The sequence below is a fragment of the Pseudomonas fluorescens genome, from assembly GCF_001902145.1.
Taxonomy (GTDB): domain Bacteria; phylum Pseudomonadota; class Gammaproteobacteria; order Pseudomonadales; family Pseudomonadaceae; genus Aquipseudomonas; species Aquipseudomonas fluorescens_BV.
Genome location: NZ_MRST01000027.1, coordinates 1 through 15,726 on the forward strand (window position 1 = coordinate 1; position 15,726 = coordinate 15,726).

General features: G+C 62.5%; 13 protein-coding genes. 5 read left to right on the forward strand and 8 right to left on the reverse strand.

Going from position 1 to position 15,726, the window contains the following annotated elements:
• Positions 1–684 precede the first annotated feature (684 nt).
• On the forward strand, positions 685–1,599 hold the full coding sequence (locus BUE92_RS23060) for a GGDEF domain-containing protein (RefSeq protein WP_073526483.1): 915 nt from the start codon (positions 685–687) through the stop codon (positions 1,597–1,599).
• A 1-nt stretch (position 1,600) separates the two neighbouring features.
• Positions 1,601–2,638, forward strand: a complete 1,038-nt coding sequence (locus BUE92_RS23065; protein ID WP_073526484.1) for an AraC family transcriptional regulator — start codon at positions 1,601–1,603, stop codon at positions 2,636–2,638.
• On the opposite strand, the gene BUE92_RS23070 is transcribed toward BUE92_RS23065, so the two are convergent.
• The 5 genes from BUE92_RS23070 to BUE92_RS23090 form a co-directional block, all read right to left on the reverse strand.
• Complete coding sequence (locus tag BUE92_RS23070) at positions 2,625–3,506, reverse strand: LysR family transcriptional regulator (RefSeq protein ID WP_073526485.1); 882 nt, start codon at positions 3,504–3,506, stop codon at positions 2,625–2,627. The genes BUE92_RS23065 and BUE92_RS23070 overlap by 14 nt on opposite strands.
• A 216-nt stretch (positions 3,507–3,722) precedes the next feature.
• The gene (gene ycaC, locus BUE92_RS23075; protein WP_003191905.1) at positions 3,723–4,340 is read right to left on the reverse strand and encodes an isochorismate family cysteine hydrolase YcaC; all 618 of its coding nucleotides are present in this window, start codon (positions 4,338–4,340) and stop codon (positions 3,723–3,725) included.
• Between the two features lie 29 nt (positions 4,341–4,369).
• Positions 4,370–6,208, reverse strand: a complete 1,839-nt coding sequence (locus tag BUE92_RS23080) for an amidohydrolase (protein WP_073526486.1) — start codon at positions 6,206–6,208, stop codon at positions 4,370–4,372.
• Positions 6,205–6,795, reverse strand: a complete 591-nt coding sequence (locus tag BUE92_RS23085) for an antibiotic biosynthesis monooxygenase (protein ID WP_073526487.1) — start codon at positions 6,793–6,795, stop codon at positions 6,205–6,207. The genes BUE92_RS23080 and BUE92_RS23085 overlap by 4 nt, the downstream gene beginning before the upstream one ends.
• A gap of 205 nt (positions 6,796–7,000) precedes the next feature.
• Positions 7,001–7,447 (reverse strand): MarR family winged helix-turn-helix transcriptional regulator, encoded by a 447-nt coding sequence (locus tag BUE92_RS23090; protein ID WP_073526488.1) that lies wholly within the window; start codon positions 7,445–7,447, stop codon positions 7,001–7,003.
• A gap of 81 nt (positions 7,448–7,528) precedes the next feature.
• Between BUE92_RS23090 and BUE92_RS23095 the strand changes: the two genes are divergently transcribed.
• The gene (locus tag BUE92_RS23095) at positions 7,529–8,701 is read left to right on the forward strand and encodes an aminotransferase-like domain-containing protein (protein WP_073526491.1); all 1,173 of its coding nucleotides are present in this window, start codon (positions 7,529–7,531) and stop codon (positions 8,699–8,701) included.
• Positions 8,702–8,759: 58 nt separating this feature from the next.
• Here the strand turns inward: BUE92_RS23095 and BUE92_RS23100 are convergent, their stop codons facing one another.
• Positions 8,760–9,707, reverse strand: a complete 948-nt coding sequence (locus BUE92_RS23100) for a LysR family transcriptional regulator (RefSeq protein ID WP_050499506.1) — start codon at positions 9,705–9,707, stop codon at positions 8,760–8,762.
• Between the two features lie 206 nt (positions 9,708–9,913).
• On the opposite strand from BUE92_RS23100, the gene BUE92_RS23105 reads away from it, so the two are divergent.
• Entirely contained in the window at positions 9,914–10,312 is a 399-nt protein-coding gene (locus BUE92_RS23105; RefSeq protein ID WP_003191911.1) for a helix-turn-helix domain-containing protein, read from the forward strand.
• Between the two features lie 58 nt (positions 10,313–10,370).
• A complete protein-coding gene (locus BUE92_RS23110) occupies positions 10,371–13,133 on the forward strand; it encodes an ATP-binding protein (protein ID WP_073526493.1) in 2,763 nt (920 codons plus the stop codon).
• Here the strand turns inward: BUE92_RS23110 and BUE92_RS23115 are convergent.
• Both BUE92_RS23115 and BUE92_RS23120 read right to left on the reverse strand, forming a co-directional pair.
• On the reverse strand, positions 13,080–14,534 hold the full coding sequence (locus tag BUE92_RS23115) for a winged helix-turn-helix domain-containing protein (RefSeq protein ID WP_073526496.1): 1,455 nt from the start codon (positions 14,532–14,534) through the stop codon (positions 13,080–13,082). The two genes, BUE92_RS23110 and BUE92_RS23115, sit on opposite strands and share 54 nt — an antisense overlap.
• Positions 14,535–14,684: 150 nt before the next feature.
• Complete coding sequence (locus tag BUE92_RS23120; protein ID WP_073526499.1) at positions 14,685–15,635, reverse strand: GlxA family transcriptional regulator; 951 nt, start codon at positions 15,633–15,635, stop codon at positions 14,685–14,687.
• Between the last annotated feature and the right edge of the window lie 91 nt (positions 15,636–15,726).

Below are 15,726 nucleotides of genomic sequence, written 5' to 3' on the forward strand. Positions count from 1 at the left end.
GGTCAGGCGAGACACGCAACTGGAACCCTATCGGGACGGTGTATCTGAACCCTGAAAGGGAGCTGACCGTGGTAATAAAAGTCGCGTAGCACGACGGTGGACGCGACAACTAACTTGAAAAACGCCGCGCTCTTGATCTTGCTCTTGATCTGCTTTTGATCTTAGGCGCCCCGTTAAACCACGCTGGCCGAACACAGGCTTGAATTCGTGGGTAACCCGGCAGGACGCCGGGTTAGCCGCCCCGCGCCAGGGATGGCGCGTGGCGGCGGCCCACGGATTCAAGACTGTGTTCGGGCACACCGAGCCCTAGCGAGGTGCCGAGTGGTGGGGCAAGAGCCCTTTTGGTTACTTTTGGGGCTCTTTTCCAAAAGTGACCCGCTGTAAAAGCGGAACCCTAAGTGGCCGTTACCGCAGGAATGGATATGTACTCGGTATAACAGTGTCGACTGTGAGGGCGCCTTCGCGAGCAAGCCCGCTCCCACAGTTGGATCGTGGGGTGTCAGGTAGATAGGCGCTGGCTGTCAGGCCGTCTTCGCAGGCAAGCCAGCTCCCACATGGCTTCCATGCTCAGCTGAAAATGTGCCGAGGGCATGAGCTGATTCGACCCTCCCACCCCGTCATCCAACCGTCACATCCATCTGCTGTGCTGGCGCCCATTACTCATTTGCCCAAGGACCCGTGGTCATGTTTTCCGTGCTCAAACCCCACCGCTGGAAACTCGCGTTGCTACTGATCGCCGCCAACCTCGGGCTGATCCTGCACCTGGCCTGCGGCGAGCTCAAGAGCGTCAGCGAATGGGTATGGCTGGATATCGTCGGCGAAGGCGGTTCGGCGCTGCTCGCGCTGATCTGGTTGGGCCTGGTGTTGAAAAGTCGCCCCGCCGGACGGGTCACCCAATACCTGGCGCTGGGGCTGTCGTGCATCTTTTTTTCCTGGTGGATCGACAGCCTAGACGAATTCATCCGCCTGCCTGACAGCGTGTCCTGGGATCACTGGCTGGAGTCCGGGCCAATGCCGGTGGGCATGATCCTGCTAACGATTGGCATATATCACTGGCACCACGAACAACTGGCGATCAGCGCGCAGATGGAAAAACGCGAGCGGTTGTTTCGCGAGCACCGGCTATTCGACAAACTCACGCCCCTGGCCGGCGCCGACTACCTCAAGCGCCAACTCGCCGACAGCCTGCGCGACAGCCAAGCGCAGCAACAACCACTGTCGTTGCTGGCCCTGGACCTGGATAGTTTCGCCACCGTCAACCAGGCCTACGGGCATGCCGAGGGCGATGCGGTGCTACAGGCGGTCAGCCATGTGCTGTTGCTCAACCTGCGCCGCCAGGACCTGTTGTGCCGCCTGGCGGGCGATCGTTTTGTGGTGCTGCTGCCCAACACCGGCGAGCGCCAGGCCCAGGGCCTGGCGCTGGAGTTGCAACACGCGGTGCAGAGCCTCGCCCACAAGACCCGGCAACAGGGCGAACGCCTGCAACTGGCGGCGACCACGGCGGTGGTGATGGCCTTGCAGGAGTCACCCCACGAGTTGCTCAAGCGGCTGAATATGGGCCTGGCCCGGGCCAAGCAACCCCTTGCGAAAAGTGCCTGAAATGGCCGTGAAAACCAGCTGGTATGAAAACGACAGCCGCTTCATTCCCGGTCACTATCAACCCGCCACGTTGATCGACCTGGGCTTGTCCCGGGACATCGACAGCCATCGCCTGCTGCGCGGCACCGGCCTGTTCCACGAAGACATCCTGGCCGGCAACGCGCGGTTGAGCCCGCAACAGTTCCTGGGCTTGATCGGCAACAGCCGCAAACTACTGGATGCCGATGACAGCAGTTTCCTGTTTGGCCAACGCTTGCTGCCCGGCTACTACGGCGCCGCCAGTCATGCCCTGGGGCATGCACAGAATCTTCATCAGGCCCTGGATATCCTGATCCAGCAACAAGTGCTGCTCAGCCCGCTGGCCACGCTGCAACTGGAGCTGGATGAGCACCACGCTTACTTGTATTGGTTGGACAGCTGCGGCGCCGGCGAACACTGGCGCTTTCTGCTCGAAGCCAGCATGACTTCGCTGGTTGCCATGAGCCAATGGCTCAGCGGCCAGCGCTTGCCGTGGGTATGCAGCTTCAGCCATGCAGAACCTCGGTATGTCGAGCAATACTGGGTACATCTGGGCGAACACACGCGCTTCGAACGTCCGCTGGACATGATGTGCCTCCCCCGTGAATACCTCACCCACATCTGGCCGGGCGCTTCGGCCACGGCGGGCCAGGTCGCGCGCCAGCAAGCCCTTGAACAAATCGAGCAACTGGGCTTTGCCACAAGTTTTCTGGACTGCCTCTATGCCTACCTGCGCGAACACGTGCGCCAGCCACCAAGCCTGGAACAGGCCGCGCACACCTTCGCCATGAGCCCGGCCACGCTAAAGCGCAAGTTGCAACGGCACGACACCGGTTTTCAGCAACAGGTCGACCGGGTGCGCAAGCATGTGGCGTTGCACCTGTACCAGGCCAAGGGGTTGAGTAACGAGCAAGTGGCGGCGTACCTGAACTTCAACGATGCGGCGAATTTTCGGCGCTCGTTCAAGCGGTGGACGGGCAGCACGCCCAACCTGATCCGCCAACTATTCAGCAGCCGCTAGCCAGGCGTTCGCGCAGGAACTCCACCAGCGCTTGCACCGGGCGTGAACTCTGCCGGTGCTGCGGGTACACCGCCGACAGGGTCAATGCCTCAGGGGCGAAGTCTTCCAATACCTTGACCAAGCGACCGTCCTTCAAGGCATCGCTGACAATGAACGTCGGTAGGTAGGTAACGCCCAGACCGGCAATCGCGGTATCGCGCAGCAGGTCACCGTTATTGACGCGCATGCGTCCGCTGACGCTCAAAGCTTGCAACTTGCCTTTGAAACGCCATTGCACCTGGCGCCCGTGCCCGTAGGGCAGGCAGTCGTGCGCCGTTAAGTCCTCGGGTTTCAGCGGCGTCCCCCGCAGCGCCAGGTAGTCGGGGCTGGCGCAATACACCCTTTCGATAGCGGCGATCCGTCGGGCGATCAGGGTGGAATCTTCCAGGGTGCCGATGCGCAGCACCAGGTCGTAGCCTTCGCCGATCAAGTCCACCGGGCGGTCACTCAGGTCGACTTCAACGCAGACCTGTGGATGCTGGCGCAGGAACAACGGCAACAGGCAACCCAGGTGCGCCATGGCGAACGACAAGGGTGCACTGAGGCGAATGGTGCCTCGCGGCTCGCTGTTTTGGCCGGCGATGCCCTGCTCCACTTGTTCCACCTCACCGAGCAGGCGCAAGGCCGACTCGTAGTAACTCTGGCCCAGCGGCGTGACGTCCAGGCGCCGTGTGGAGCGGTTGAGCAAGCGTACGCCCAGGCGCTCTTCCAGTTGGATCAGGCGGCGGCTGACGAATTGCTTGGACAAGCCCAATTGCTCGGCGGCGGCGGTAAAACTGCCGGACTCCATGACCTGGCAGAACAGGCGCATGTCTTCGAAGGGGTTCATTGTCGCTTCTCGGGGGACGATGGGCTGTTTTATAGCCTGTCAGTGGTCACACCACAAACCAAAATGTGAACACCATTAAATGTGGGAGAGGACTTGCCCTAATGCCCTCTGTAGGAGCGAGCTTGCTCGCGAAAACCCCATAGACGCCGCGTTTATTCAGGAAACACGCGTTATCGTTGACGTTTTTCGCGAGCAAGCTCGCTCCTACAGAGCAGGTTACTTGGCAGCGAACGCCGAGTAGCTGTTCATCAGGTTGCGGTAGTTGGGAATGCGCGGCGAGAGCAGGTTGGCCAGGCCTTCCATGTCGTTGCGCCAGTCCACTTGCAGCTCGCAGGCCACCGAGAACCAGTTGACCAGTTGCGCACCAGCGGCGGTCATACGCGCCCAGGCGGCTTGTTGCACGGTTTCGTTGAAGGTGCCGGAAGCGTCGGTGACCACGAAGACCTCGAAGCCTTCGTCAAGGGCACACAGGGTCGGGAATGCCACGCACACGTCGGTCACCACACCGGCAATGATGATCTGCTTGCGGCCGGTCGCCTTGACGGCCTTGACGAAATCTTCGTTGTCCCACGCGTTGATCTGGCCAGGGCGCGGAATGTACGGCGCGTCGGGGAACAGCTCTTTGAGCTCAGGCACCAATGGGCCGTTGGGGCCGCTTTCAAAGCTGGTGGTGAGGATGGTCGGCAGGTTGAAGAACTTCGCCACGTCGGCCAGGGCCAGCACGTTGTTCTTGAACTCGTTGGGGGAGAAATCCTGCACCAGGGAGATCAGGCCGGTCTGGTGATCAACCAACAAAACAACAGCATCGTCTTTGTTCAAGCGCTTGTAAGTCATGGGTAACTCCTTTAGGGATGGGGTGTTCTTCAAAAGGCAAAGCAGGAGCAGCCGAACGCACCCCAGAAACCCTGGAAGTCGCTGACCGGCACGCTGGAAAGGCGCGCTTTTTCATGGCTGTGGGCATGCACGCCACAAGGGCCGCTGCACTGGTGAACCTGGGCCTGCATCGGCGACGTCGGGCGCCAGTGCCCCGGCACCTTGACCACCGGCGACCAGTCGGGCAGCACCGGCACCCGTGGCGGTGCGAAATCTTCGAAGTCGCCAGCGCCGTACACGACCTTGCCGCCAACCACCGTCAGCACCGATTCAATCCACTTGATGGCTTCTTCCTCGACACTGAAAAAGTCCGCCGACAACGCGGCGACATCCGCCAGTTGACCGACCTTGATCTGGCCTTTCTTGCCCTGCTCGGAGGAGAACCAGGCGCTGCCGTGGGTGAACAGTTCCAACGCGGTAAGGCGCGGCAAGCCCTCGGCGTGCAGCGCCAGGCCGCCGACGGTACGGCCGCTGACCATCCAGTACAGCGAGGTCCAGGGGTTATAGCTCGACACGCGGGTGGCATCGGTGCCCGCCCCTACCGGCACGCCTTCGGCCAGCATGCGCTTGATCGGCGGTGTGGCTTCGGCGGCCTTGGCGCCGTAGCGCTCGACAAAGTATTCGCCCTGGAACGCCATGCGATCCTGGATCGCAATACCGCCACCGAGAGCACGCACGCGTTCGATGTTTTTCGGGGTGATGGTTTCGGCGTGATCGAAGAACCACGGCAAGCCATTGAACGGAATATCGCGGTTGACCTTCTCGAACACGTCGAGCATGCGCGAGATGGACTCGTCGTAAGTGGCGTGCAGACGGAACGGCCAGCGCTGTTCCACCAGGTGGCGCACCACCGGTTCCAGCTCCTGTTCCATGGTCAGCGACAGGTCCGGGCGGGGTTCGAGGAAGTCTTCGAAATCCGCCGCCGAGAACACCAGCATCTCGCCGGCCCCGTTATGACGCAGGTAGTCATCGCCCTGATGCAGGGTGACGCTGCCGGTCCAGTTCTTGAAGTCGCTGAGCTCTTCCTTGGGCTTCTGGGTGAACAGGTTGTAGGCGATGCGCACCGTCAACTGTTGATCCTTGGCCAGTTGCTCGATCACCGCGTAGTCATCGGGGTAGTTCTGGAAGCCGCCGCCGGCATCGATGGCGCTGGTCAGGCCCAGGCGGTTGAGTTCACGCATGAACTGGCGGGTGGAGTTGACCTGGTATTCCAGGGGCAGTTTCGGGCCCTTGGCCAAGGTCGCATACAGGATCATCGCGTTAGGCCGCGCCACCAACATGCCGGTGGGGTTGCCGTTGCTGTCACGCACGATCTCGCCGCCCGGCGGGTTCGGCGTGTCCTTGGTGTAGCCCGCCACCCGCAGCGCTGCGCGGTTGAGCAAAGCGCGGTCGTACAGGTGCAGCACGAACACCGGGGTGTCCGGGGCGGCCTGGTTGAGTTCTTCCAGGGTGGGCATGCGCTTTTCAGCGAACTGGAATTCGTTCCAGCCGCCCACCACGCGCACCCATTGCGGCGTGGGCGTGCGGTCGGCCTGGTCCTTGAGCATGCGCAAGGCATCAGCCAGGGACGGCACGCCTTCCCAACGCAGTTCAAGGTTGTAGTTCAACCCGCCACGAATCAGGTGCAAGTGCGAGTCGTTGAGGCCGGGAATCACGGTGCGGCCCTTGAGATCGATGACCTGGGTGCCGCTGCCGCGCAGGGCCATGGCTTCGCCGTCGGTACCCACGGCGACAAAGCGCCCTTGGTGAATGGCCACGGCGGTGGCGCGTGGGTTTTCCCGGTCCACGGTGTGGAACTGGCCATTGAACAGAATCAGATCGGCGTTCATAGGGTTTCCTTTACAGAGGCTTCAAGCCAGGGAGCGAACAGGCGGGTGGCCGCCGGCATCAGCAGGTACACCACCAGCAACACGATGGTCAGGGTGACCAGGAAGGTGGAGACCACGTAATTGGACAAAAACGGGTGCAACCGCAGGATCGGCCCCCAGATAAACGGCAGCAGCAGGGTTTGCGGCAGGATCACAAACAGGCTGACCACCGCCTGCTTCCAGCGCGGCGGCTTGGCAACGCCCTCGGCCTGGGGCGCGAACCAGAATTCATTGGCCGCGCCGATTTCCGTCTGGTCGCCGTCCGCCAGCATGGGCGCGGCTTCGTCGATCAAGGCCTGGCGTTGCGGGGAGCCGAGCCACAGCTCAAGGGCGCTGGTGGAGCGATAGCGCAGCACGCAAGTGAACAGCGCCATGCCGCTTTGCTGGCTGCGCACCACGTCAACACCAAGGTGCCCAGGGCGTTCGCCCGCGATGCGCACGATGCGGCGCAGCCAGGCTTCGTACTTGACTTCAAAGCCGGGTTTGACCCGGTGCTTGACGACCAGGGTGACGACTTCGTCGGGGCTGGTGTTGGCGGTTGAATCCATGGCTGAGTGCTTCCCCGGGGTATTGAGCGATGGGGAGAGTCTGGCGGCTTGGCGGCTGGGGAGAATTGGATGTATGTGCTGTTTGGCTTTCAGTGAGCGCTGGCACGCCACAAGGGCCTGAAAACAAAACAGTAGCGGCCTCCCCCAGTACCGCCGGTGACCACGTGCGCCCTACCAACAGGCGGACAGGTCGCGGGGCGAATTTTTATTCGGTTGGCATTTGGGTTTTCCCCAGTGCAAGGTTTACCGATAGCCACCCATTCACGGCCGTCTCTCCGGCCTCGGCGAACACGTGCTCCAGTAACTTCACTTGCTCGCGACGCAATGACTGTTCCAGACGCAGCCCAGCATCGGTCAGTTCGAGCAACCGTTTACGCTTGTCGCTCTGCGACTCGACACTGTTTACCAGGCGCATTTCGATCACCTGGCGCAATGGCGTGTTCAGCGCTTGCTTGGTCACTCCGAGCAATGCGAGCAACTCCTTGACGCTCAAGTTCGGATAGCGGGAGATAAAAAACACAATGCGCTGGTGCACGCGACTCAAGCCGCGGCGCTCAAGCATACCGTCGGCCTTGGCAGTAAAGGCGCGGTAGCCGAAGAAGAACGCTTCCATTGCCTGCTGCTGGGAATCGCGATTTTTAAGGTCAATCATATTGACTTATCCTTTCAAGTCGTCGTAGTTTCGGTCAAGCAGTTTGACTAATTCTAATAAACCTTGCCAGCGGTGACCCTCATGGCTTTTTCCGAACGTGTTTCGCGCCTTAAAAGTTCTTTGATCCGTGAAATCCTTGCCGCTGCCCAGCGTCCGGAAGTGATGTCGTTCGCGGGAGGTCTTCCGGCTGAGGTCATGTTGCCAAAAGTCGAGTGGGCTCAGATGCCCGTCTCGATGGGCCAGTATGGTATGAGTGAAGGTGAGCCAGCTTTGCGTGAAAGGTTGGCCACTCAAGCGCGAGCGCTAGGGGTGCCATGCGAGGCAAGTCAGGTCTTGGTCGTCAGTGGTTCCCAGCAAACTCTCGATCTGGCTGCAAAGCTCTATCTCGACAAGGGCACCGAGATTCTGCTCGAAGCGCCAACCTACTTGGCCGCGCTCCAGATTTTTCAGCTATTCGGTGCTGATTGCATCACCGTCCCGCTGGAGGCTGATGGTCCGAATCTTGAGACACTGCGCGCCCGTCTGGAAAAACACCGACCGGCATTTATCTACTTGATCCCGACTTTTCAGAACCCGTCTGCCGTACGCTACAGTGAGACTAAACGTAACGCCGTGGCGACTTTGCTTGATGAATTTGGTGTGACGCTGATCGAAGATGAACCCTACCGGGACCTGACTTTCGACGGCGGCAGTGCCACGCCGATTGTAGGTCGCTTGAAAAAGGCCAGCTGGATTTACACCGGTACTGTATCGAAAACACTGTTGCCTGGTTTGCGGGTCGGTTACCTGATTGCCAGCCCTGATCTATTCCCGCATTTGCTACGGCTCAAACAGTCGGCCGACCTGCACACCAACCGCGTGGGACAATGGCAAGCGTTGCAATGGATCGGAACGGAACGGCTTGCGCACCACTTGGCTGAATTACGAGACTTCTACCGGCTTCGACGGAACGCTTTTCAGATAGCACTGGAAACCCATTTTTCTGATCTGGCCGATTGGAATGTGCCACAGGGCGGACTGTTTTTCTGGCTGACCTTAAAGCGGCCCCTGGATACTCGCACGCTGCTCAAGGCCGCGCTTGCAGCGGACGTGGCGTTCATGCCAGGCGAACCATTCTTTCCAGATCCGGACAATAATCCAGGGTATCTGCGGCTGAACTTCAGTCACATCGATCCAGCACGACTGGACGAAGGCCTCAAACGCCTGGCAGCTGTGGTGCACAACGCCCAGCAAGAGCACACACAACGCGCATAGCTGTATCGACTACACCTTATAAAAATGTAATGGATAGCCCACAGCTCGCTAGAGCACTCTAGCGCTGTGAGCGCGTTGGCTGGCAGGCCGCCGCCGGAGGAAGCTCTCCCGCCATATGCTCCGCAATCCTGCCCCTCAGCCACCGCTCCGCTGGGTCGTTGTCATGCACTCCGCTCCACACCATCGACAACTCCGCTGCATCAATCGCAAACGGCGGGTCCTCGGCGCGCAGGCGTGTGCCTTCGGTCAACGCGCACGCGGCGTAATCGGGCACGGTCGCGATAATCTGCGTCCCCGCCAGCAACGCCCGTAACCCGCTGAACTGCGGCACCGCCAGTACCACCCGGCGCGAGCGGCCGATGCGGGCCAGGTCCAGGTCGATATTGCCGCTCAGGTCGCCGGAGAACGACACCATTGCATGGGGCCTGGCGCAGTAATCATCCAGGGTCAGCGGCGCCTCGCCGTCATCGCCGCGCAGGACCTTGCAGGGGATATCCCGCAGCTTCTTGCGCTTGGCATTGGCCGGCAGGTCGGTGGTGTAGCTGACCCCCACGGAAATTTCACCGCTGGCCAGCAGCGAAGGCATCAACAGGTAATTGGCGCGGCGCACCACCACGATGATGCCCGGCGCTTCTTCGCGCAGGCGGCTGAGTAACGACGGAAACAGCCCGAACTCCGCATCATCGGACAGGCCGATGCGAAACACCGCGCAGCTGGTGGAGGGGTCGAAATCCTTGGCGCGGCTGACGGCGCCCGAGATGGTGTCCATGGCCGGTTGCAGCTCCTTGAGTATCGCCAGTGCACGTGCCGTGGGTTCCATGGCACGGCCGTTGCGCAGCAGCAACGGGTCGTCGAACAAATCACGCAAGCGGCCCAATGCGGCGCTCACTGCCGGTTGGCCGATAAACAGTTTTTCGGCGACTCGGGTCAGGTTTTTCTCGAACATCAAGGCTTCGAAAATCACCAGCAGGTTCATATCGACGCGGCGCAGGTCGTTGCGGTTCATGGGCGCTATCCAAACGTTTTCCAAAGGGGCCAGGGAAGCATGCACTGCACGCCTGGGATTGCATAGCTGTGCTGTCTTTTCCAGCACCGCACCTGGCGAAATTAACAACGATTAACTCGTCAGCCAGGCGCTCCGGCAACAAGATGAAGCCTGTCTACACTGCACCCATCCACCGGGAACGTTCCCATCGACTGCGGATATTTGTCATGGCCCGACTCGAGCAATATGCCCCTCGGTTGCCCGCCACCGGTGGCCTGTGCCCCCGGCGTGAGCGCATCGCCAAGCAACTGATCCTCGCCAACCTCGGCGAAAGCCTGGCGATCGCCGACCTGGCCCAGGCCTGCGCCTTGTCGCGCAGCCATTTTTCCCGCGCCTTCAAATGCACCACCGGGCTGTCGCCCCAGGAATGGATTCGCCAGCAACGCATCCAGCGCGCCAAGGAGTTGATTACCGGCTCGTCCCTGAGCCTCACCCAGATCAGCCTGGAATGTGGCTTTTGCGACCAGGCGCACTTCTGCCATATGTTCACCCGCAGCGAAGGTGTCAACCCGATGACCTGGCGAAATCACCACTCGCGCAGCAAACCTGATGTGATCGCTGCCTAGTGGTCTGCACGTACCTGGAATATGCTGGCCGTTCCCTTCCTCCAGAACCTGGGCAGCCATGAATGACTTGAGCGACCAAGCCGTGCATTTCGGCCCCTACCGCATCCACCCGCGCCAGCGCCTGGTGCTGGAGGCCGGTCGCCCGTTGCGCCTGGGGCGGCGGGCGGTGGACATTCTGCTGATCCTGCTGGAGCACGCCGGCAATGTGGTGAGCAAACAGGAGTTGATCGCAAGGGTCTGGCCCAAAAGCGTGGTGGAAGACGGCAACCTGCGGGTGCACATGGCTGCGTTGCGCAAGGCGCTGGGCGACGGCCAGGCCGGGCAGCGCTATATCGTCACGGTCGCCCAGCGCGGCTACAGTTTTGTTGCGCCACTGAGCATCGAACCCATGACGCTGCCCACCGACGGTGCTCCCCAACGCCCCAGCCATAACCTGCCCCTGCGGCGCACGCGCATGATCGGCCGCCAAGCGCTGATCGACGCCCTGGTACAACAACTGCCGCAGCAACGCTTCATCACCCTGACCGGCGCCGGTGGCATCGGCAAGACCACCGTCGCCCTGCGCGTCGCGGAATTGCTGATCGGGCATTACCGCGACGGTATTCACCTGCTGGACCTGGCGCCGCTCAGTGCCGCGTCCATGATCCTGCCCAACCTGGCCGCCCTGCTCGGCCTGACACCGGGCGAGAATGCGTCCCTGGCCAGCCTCGCCCGCAGCCTGCAGGCACGCCAGATGCTGCTGGTGATCGACAACTGCGAGCACCTGCTCGACGACATCGCCCTGATCAGTGAAACCCTGCTGCGCCATGCACCGCACCTACACATCCTCACCACCAGCCGCGAAGCCCTGCGCGCCGAGGGTGAATATGTGCAGCGCCTTGAACCGCTGGCCTGCCCGCCCGCCACCGGCAACCGCGCCCAGGCCCTGGGTTACCCGGCCATGCAATTGCTGATCGAGCGCGCCATGTCCCACCAGGAGAGCTTTGCCCTCAGCGACGCTGAACTGCCCCTGGCGATTGATATCTGCCAGCGCCTGGACGGCATTCCCCTGGCGATCGAACTGGTGGCCGCGCAAATCGAACGGTTTGGCTTGCCGGGCCTGCTGGTGCAGATGGAAGACAACTTTCGCCTGCTGACCCGCGGCCGACGTAGTGCCCTGCCCCGCCAGCAGACCCTGCGCGCCACGCTCGACTGGAGCTTTGACCTGCTCACCGCGTGCGAACAAATCTGCCTGCGCCGCCTGGCGGTCTTCCGTGGCGGCTTCAGCCTGGTCAGCGCAGCGGCGGTGATCGCAGGTGAACAAGTGGCCCCCGCCGAAGTGCTGGGCTCCATCACGCAACTGGTGGCCAAGTCGTTGTTGAATGTGGAAGCCAGCGATGACGAGATGGTCTATCGCCTGCTGGACATCACCCGCACCTACGCCCTGGAAAAGCTCAGCCAGGCCTGCGAACTGGATGCCACGCGAGAGCGCCACGCTGCACGCTGCCTGGCGCTGATGGAACAGGCCCAGGGCGACTGGGATTTGATCGCCACCCAGCCGTGGATCGACCGCTATGCGCCGCTGCGCGAAGACGTGCGTGCCGCCCTCGACTGGGGCTTTGCTGACGGCGGTGCGCAGTTGCTGGCTATCCGCCTGACGGTCAGCGCGATGCCACTGTGGCAAGAACTGTCGTTGCTGCGTGAGCACGGCGGCTATGTGGACCAGGCGCTGGCGCTGATCGACCGGGTCACCGCGCCCTGCACGCAATTGACCCTGCAACTGCAATTGGCCCTGGGCAGCCTCTCCTACCACGCCATGGGCGCCGCACCTCGGACCATTGCGGCATTCGAGGGGGCCGCACGTCTGGCCGAGGCAAACCAGGACCTTGGCGGCCAGTTGCGGGCAGTGTCCGGGCTGATGGCGGTGAACCTGTGCGCCGGGCGCTACGGCCCAGCGCAGGCGCTGAGTGTGCAGTTCGAACGCCTCGACCCACGCACCGAGCCGTTGCTGGACCTTAGCGCTCAGCGGCTGCGTGCGCTGGGCCAGCATTACACCGGGAACCAGACGCTCGCCCGGCACCACGCCGAGCAGGTGCTGCAGCGCATGTCCCAAAGCGGTCACGTGAACCGCTTTGCCCTCGGGGTTGGCGTGCAATACGACCAGGGCGTCGCCTCCTTGACCGTGCTGGCGCGAATCCTGTGGTTGCAGGGCTTTCCCGAGCGCGCCTGGCGCACCGCCAGCCAGGCACTGGAGTTGGCGCTGCAGATCAACCACGGCACCTCGATCTGCTACACCCTGGCCCTGGCTGGGGTGGTGATCGCCCGCTACAACGGCGCCGAAGACAACGCCCAAGCCCTGCAACGGCTGCTGCTGGAGCAGTCGCACAAGCACTCGGTGCAGTTGTTCCAGACCTGGGCCGGGCATTACGCCGGTATTCTTGGCCACCCGGATTGGCAAGGCCTGGGCCTGATCCAGGACACCTTGATCACCTTCGGCACCCATGCCGTGGATGCACCAACCCTGGAACGCGCGCGCAGTGGCGCGGCCGGCTGGTGCGCCCCGGAGATTCTGCGGGTGTACGCCTTGCAGCTAGACGATGAGCACGCCGCGCAAACCCTGCTGCTGGAGGCGCTGGGCCTGGCGCACCAGCAAGGCGCCCTGGCCTGGGAGCTGCGCTGCGGCGCATCCCTGGCGCAACTGTGGCAACAGCAGGGGCGCATTCAGCTCGCCAGGGACGTGCTCGGTTCAATCCATGCACGTTTCAGCGAAGGCTTCGCCACGCAGGACCTACTGCACGTGCGCTGCCTGCTCGATGAGTTGCAGGACAAACGGCCGGCCTGAGAACGCGCCCAGGCAAGGTACGTAGCTTTGCTGCAAACGCGCGACCTGGCGCGGGTCGCGCAGTTGCCCCAGGGCGTAGCTGCGCACACAGTTGAGCAGCCGATAACGCGCCGGGCCCAGGCCGGGCTCGACGCTCAGCAGCGAGACGTTGACCAGGCGCGCCAGCAGGTAAGACAGGTCGGCATGTTCGAGCTCGGTACCGGTCACCAGGTCACTCAGGGTGGGTAAGGTGACTGCCATCTTGAACAGACTCAATTGCAGAAACAGCCAGCACTCCGGCAGGCTCAAGCGCTCGTAGCTCCAATCCAGGGCCGCGGTCAGTGAGCGATGGCGCTCCACTGCCGTGCGGCGCCCACGGGCCAGCACTTGCAAGCCTGTGCGTACTTGCATCTGCACACCGCCAATGCCCAACGCATCCACCTGGGCGGCCGCCAATTCCAGGGCCAACGGCAGGCCGTCCAGGCGCCGACACAGGTCGCGCAGCGGCGCCAGGTCCTGGGGGCGCAAATAAAACCCCTGCTGATTGGCGCGCGCGCGCGCCACGAACAGTTGCACCGCAGGACAGGCCATCGCCTGCTCGACATTGGCCAACGCCTTTGGCGACGGCACTGCCAGCCGAGGCACGCGCACTACCCACTCGCCAGGGGCCAGCAAGGCTTCGCGGCTGGTGATCAGCATACTGATACCAGGCGCCGTCTCGCGCAGCGCACGCATCAGTTGTCGACACGCGCCCAGCATCAGGTCAGCGCCGTCGAGTACCAGCAACACGTGGCGCGAGGCCAGGCGCCGGCCCAGTTCGTTGAGGCTGGCGGGCGTCGAAGGCAACTGCAACACCCTGGCCAGGCTACCGAGCAGTTCGCTCGGGGTTTGCACAACGGCCATGTCGACCCACCATACGCCGTCGCGATAACGCGGCAATACCCGCTCGGCCAGGGCCAGGGCCAGCGTGCTCTTGCCAATGCCGGCCACGCCGGTGAGGGTCAACAACCGCTGCGCAGACAAACGCCGCGCCAGCACGCCCACCAGCTCATCACGCCCCCACACCGGGCTGAGCCGCGCTGCCAGGTTGTGCTGAGGCAGCAGCGTCGGCAGCGCGTCCTGCGCAGGCGCAGCGAAGCAGTAACCGCGCTGGGGGTGATTGAGGATCCAGCGTTGCCCGTCCAGGGCACGACGCAGCGCGGCGATATGCACGCGCAGGTTGCTGTCTTCAACGACGCTGTTGGGCCACACCCGTTCGATCAAGGTCGCCTTGCTGATGAAGTGCCCGGGCGCTTCGAGCAGTACCGCGAGAATATCCAAGGCTCGCCCGCCCAGTGGCACCGGCCAGCCCGCCTTGCTGACCAGGCGCTGCTGCCGATGAAAGGTGTAGGGGCCAAAGCTCACCGCCGTACCATTTTGCATGTCCGTCACAGCGCTGAAACACCCGTGCTTGAGTGCCTGCGCATCCTTTTTCCATGGGCTCGACGCTATCTTGCCAGTTGGCGATGACAGGACAATGCTGGCACGGGGAGCGATACGGACAATCGGGTGCCTGAGACGGACATTGTGTCGCTAACTGAACTGTTGTCGGTATTGGGTAGGGTTCAGCCCGAGCTTTTCGCTGAACAGAAAGCGCATATGCCGCACGCTGCCAAAGCCTGCGTGGAAGGCCACGGTCTTGAGCGGCAGGTCGGTGGTTTCCAGCAGGTGGCGGGCCCGGTCGATGCGCGCGCCTTGCAGGAACGCCATGGGCGTCATCAGCACGTCCTTGGCGAACAGCCGCGCGAAGTGGCGCGCGCTCATTCCGGCCAACTCAGCCATGGACTCGATGGTAAAGGGTTGATCCAGATGCGCCAGCACGTGGTTCTGCACGCGGGTGATCGGGGTTTCCTGGGGCGCCACGGCCGCGGTCATCGGGCTGAACTGGGCCTGGCCGCCCTGGCGTTTCATCACCACCAGCAGCACCTTGGCCACGTCCACCGCCACTTGCTTGCCGTGGTCCTGGGCAACGACCGACAGGGCCAGGTCGATACCCGCAGTGACGCCGCCAGAGGTGATCAGGCGCCCATCCTGCAAATAGATGCGGTCGGTCTCGACGATGGCGTTGGGGAATGCCTTGATCAACCGCTCGGTATAGTGCCAGTGGGTGGTCACGCGGTGCCCGTCGAGCAAGCCTGCGTGGCCGAGCACAAAAGCGCCGGTGCAGATCGAGCCAAAACGCCGAGCCCGGGGCGCCGCAGCTTTGAGCCAGGGCAACAGCGCGGGGTGGCATTCGTTATAGGCGCCGGGGCCGCCCGGCACCAACAGCAGGTCATAAGCCGCCTGGGCCTGTTCCAACAGCAGGTCGGTCTGCACGCTCACGCCATTGGAGGCCTGCAACGGGCCGGGCTCGGTTCCGATGGTCAGGATCTGGTAGTGATCGGCCGCTGGCAGGTAGCGGTTGGCAATCGAAAACACTTCCAGCGGCCCGGCCATGTCGAGCAGCAGGAAGTCCGGGAACAGCGCCATGGCCACGGTTTTCATAAGCGGGAAATGTCCATCGAGAAGGAGTGCGACGGGCATTATGGCACGACTTTTACTGTCAACTTGAACGAGACAGTTATTCTATTTTCAT

Excerpts from the sequence above, each read along its gene's own strand:
- BUE92_RS23060 (WP_073526483.1), top strand. The coding sequence starts at position 685 with ATGTTTTCCGTGCTCAAACCCCACCGCTGGAAACTCGCGTTGCTACTG.
- BUE92_RS23065 (WP_073526484.1), top strand. The coding sequence starts at position 1,601 with ATGGCCGTGAAAACCAGCTGGTATGAAAACGACAGCCGCTTCATTCCC.
- BUE92_RS23070 (WP_073526485.1), bottom strand. The coding sequence starts at position 3,506 with ATGAACCCCTTCGAAGACATGCGCCTGTTCTGCCAGGTCATGGAGTCC.
- ycaC (WP_003191905.1), bottom strand. The coding sequence starts at position 4,340 with ATGACTTACAAGCGCTTGAACAAAGACGATGCTGTTGTTTTGTTGGTT.
- BUE92_RS23080 (WP_073526486.1), bottom strand. The coding sequence starts at position 6,208 with ATGAACGCCGATCTGATTCTGTTCAATGGCCAGTTCCACACCGTGGAC.
- BUE92_RS23085 (WP_073526487.1), bottom strand. The coding sequence starts at position 6,795 with ATGGATTCAACCGCCAACACCAGCCCCGACGAAGTCGTCACCCTGGTC.
- BUE92_RS23090 (WP_073526488.1), bottom strand. The coding sequence starts at position 7,447 with ATGATTGACCTTAAAAATCGCGATTCCCAGCAGCAGGCAATGGAAGCG.
- BUE92_RS23095 (WP_073526491.1), top strand. The coding sequence starts at position 7,529 with ATGGCTTTTTCCGAACGTGTTTCGCGCCTTAAAAGTTCTTTGATCCGT.
- BUE92_RS23100 (WP_050499506.1), bottom strand. The coding sequence starts at position 9,707 with ATGAACCGCAACGACCTGCGCCGCGTCGATATGAACCTGCTGGTGATT.
- BUE92_RS23105 (WP_003191911.1), top strand. The coding sequence starts at position 9,914 with ATGGCCCGACTCGAGCAATATGCCCCTCGGTTGCCCGCCACCGGTGGC.
- BUE92_RS23110 (WP_073526493.1), top strand. The coding sequence starts at position 10,371 with ATGAATGACTTGAGCGACCAAGCCGTGCATTTCGGCCCCTACCGCATC.
- BUE92_RS23115 (WP_073526496.1), bottom strand. The coding sequence starts at position 14,534 with ATGCAAAATGGTACGGCGGTGAGCTTTGGCCCCTACACCTTTCATCGG.
- BUE92_RS23120 (WP_073526499.1), bottom strand. The coding sequence starts at position 15,635 with ATGAAAACCGTGGCCATGGCGCTGTTCCCGGACTTCCTGCTGCTCGAC.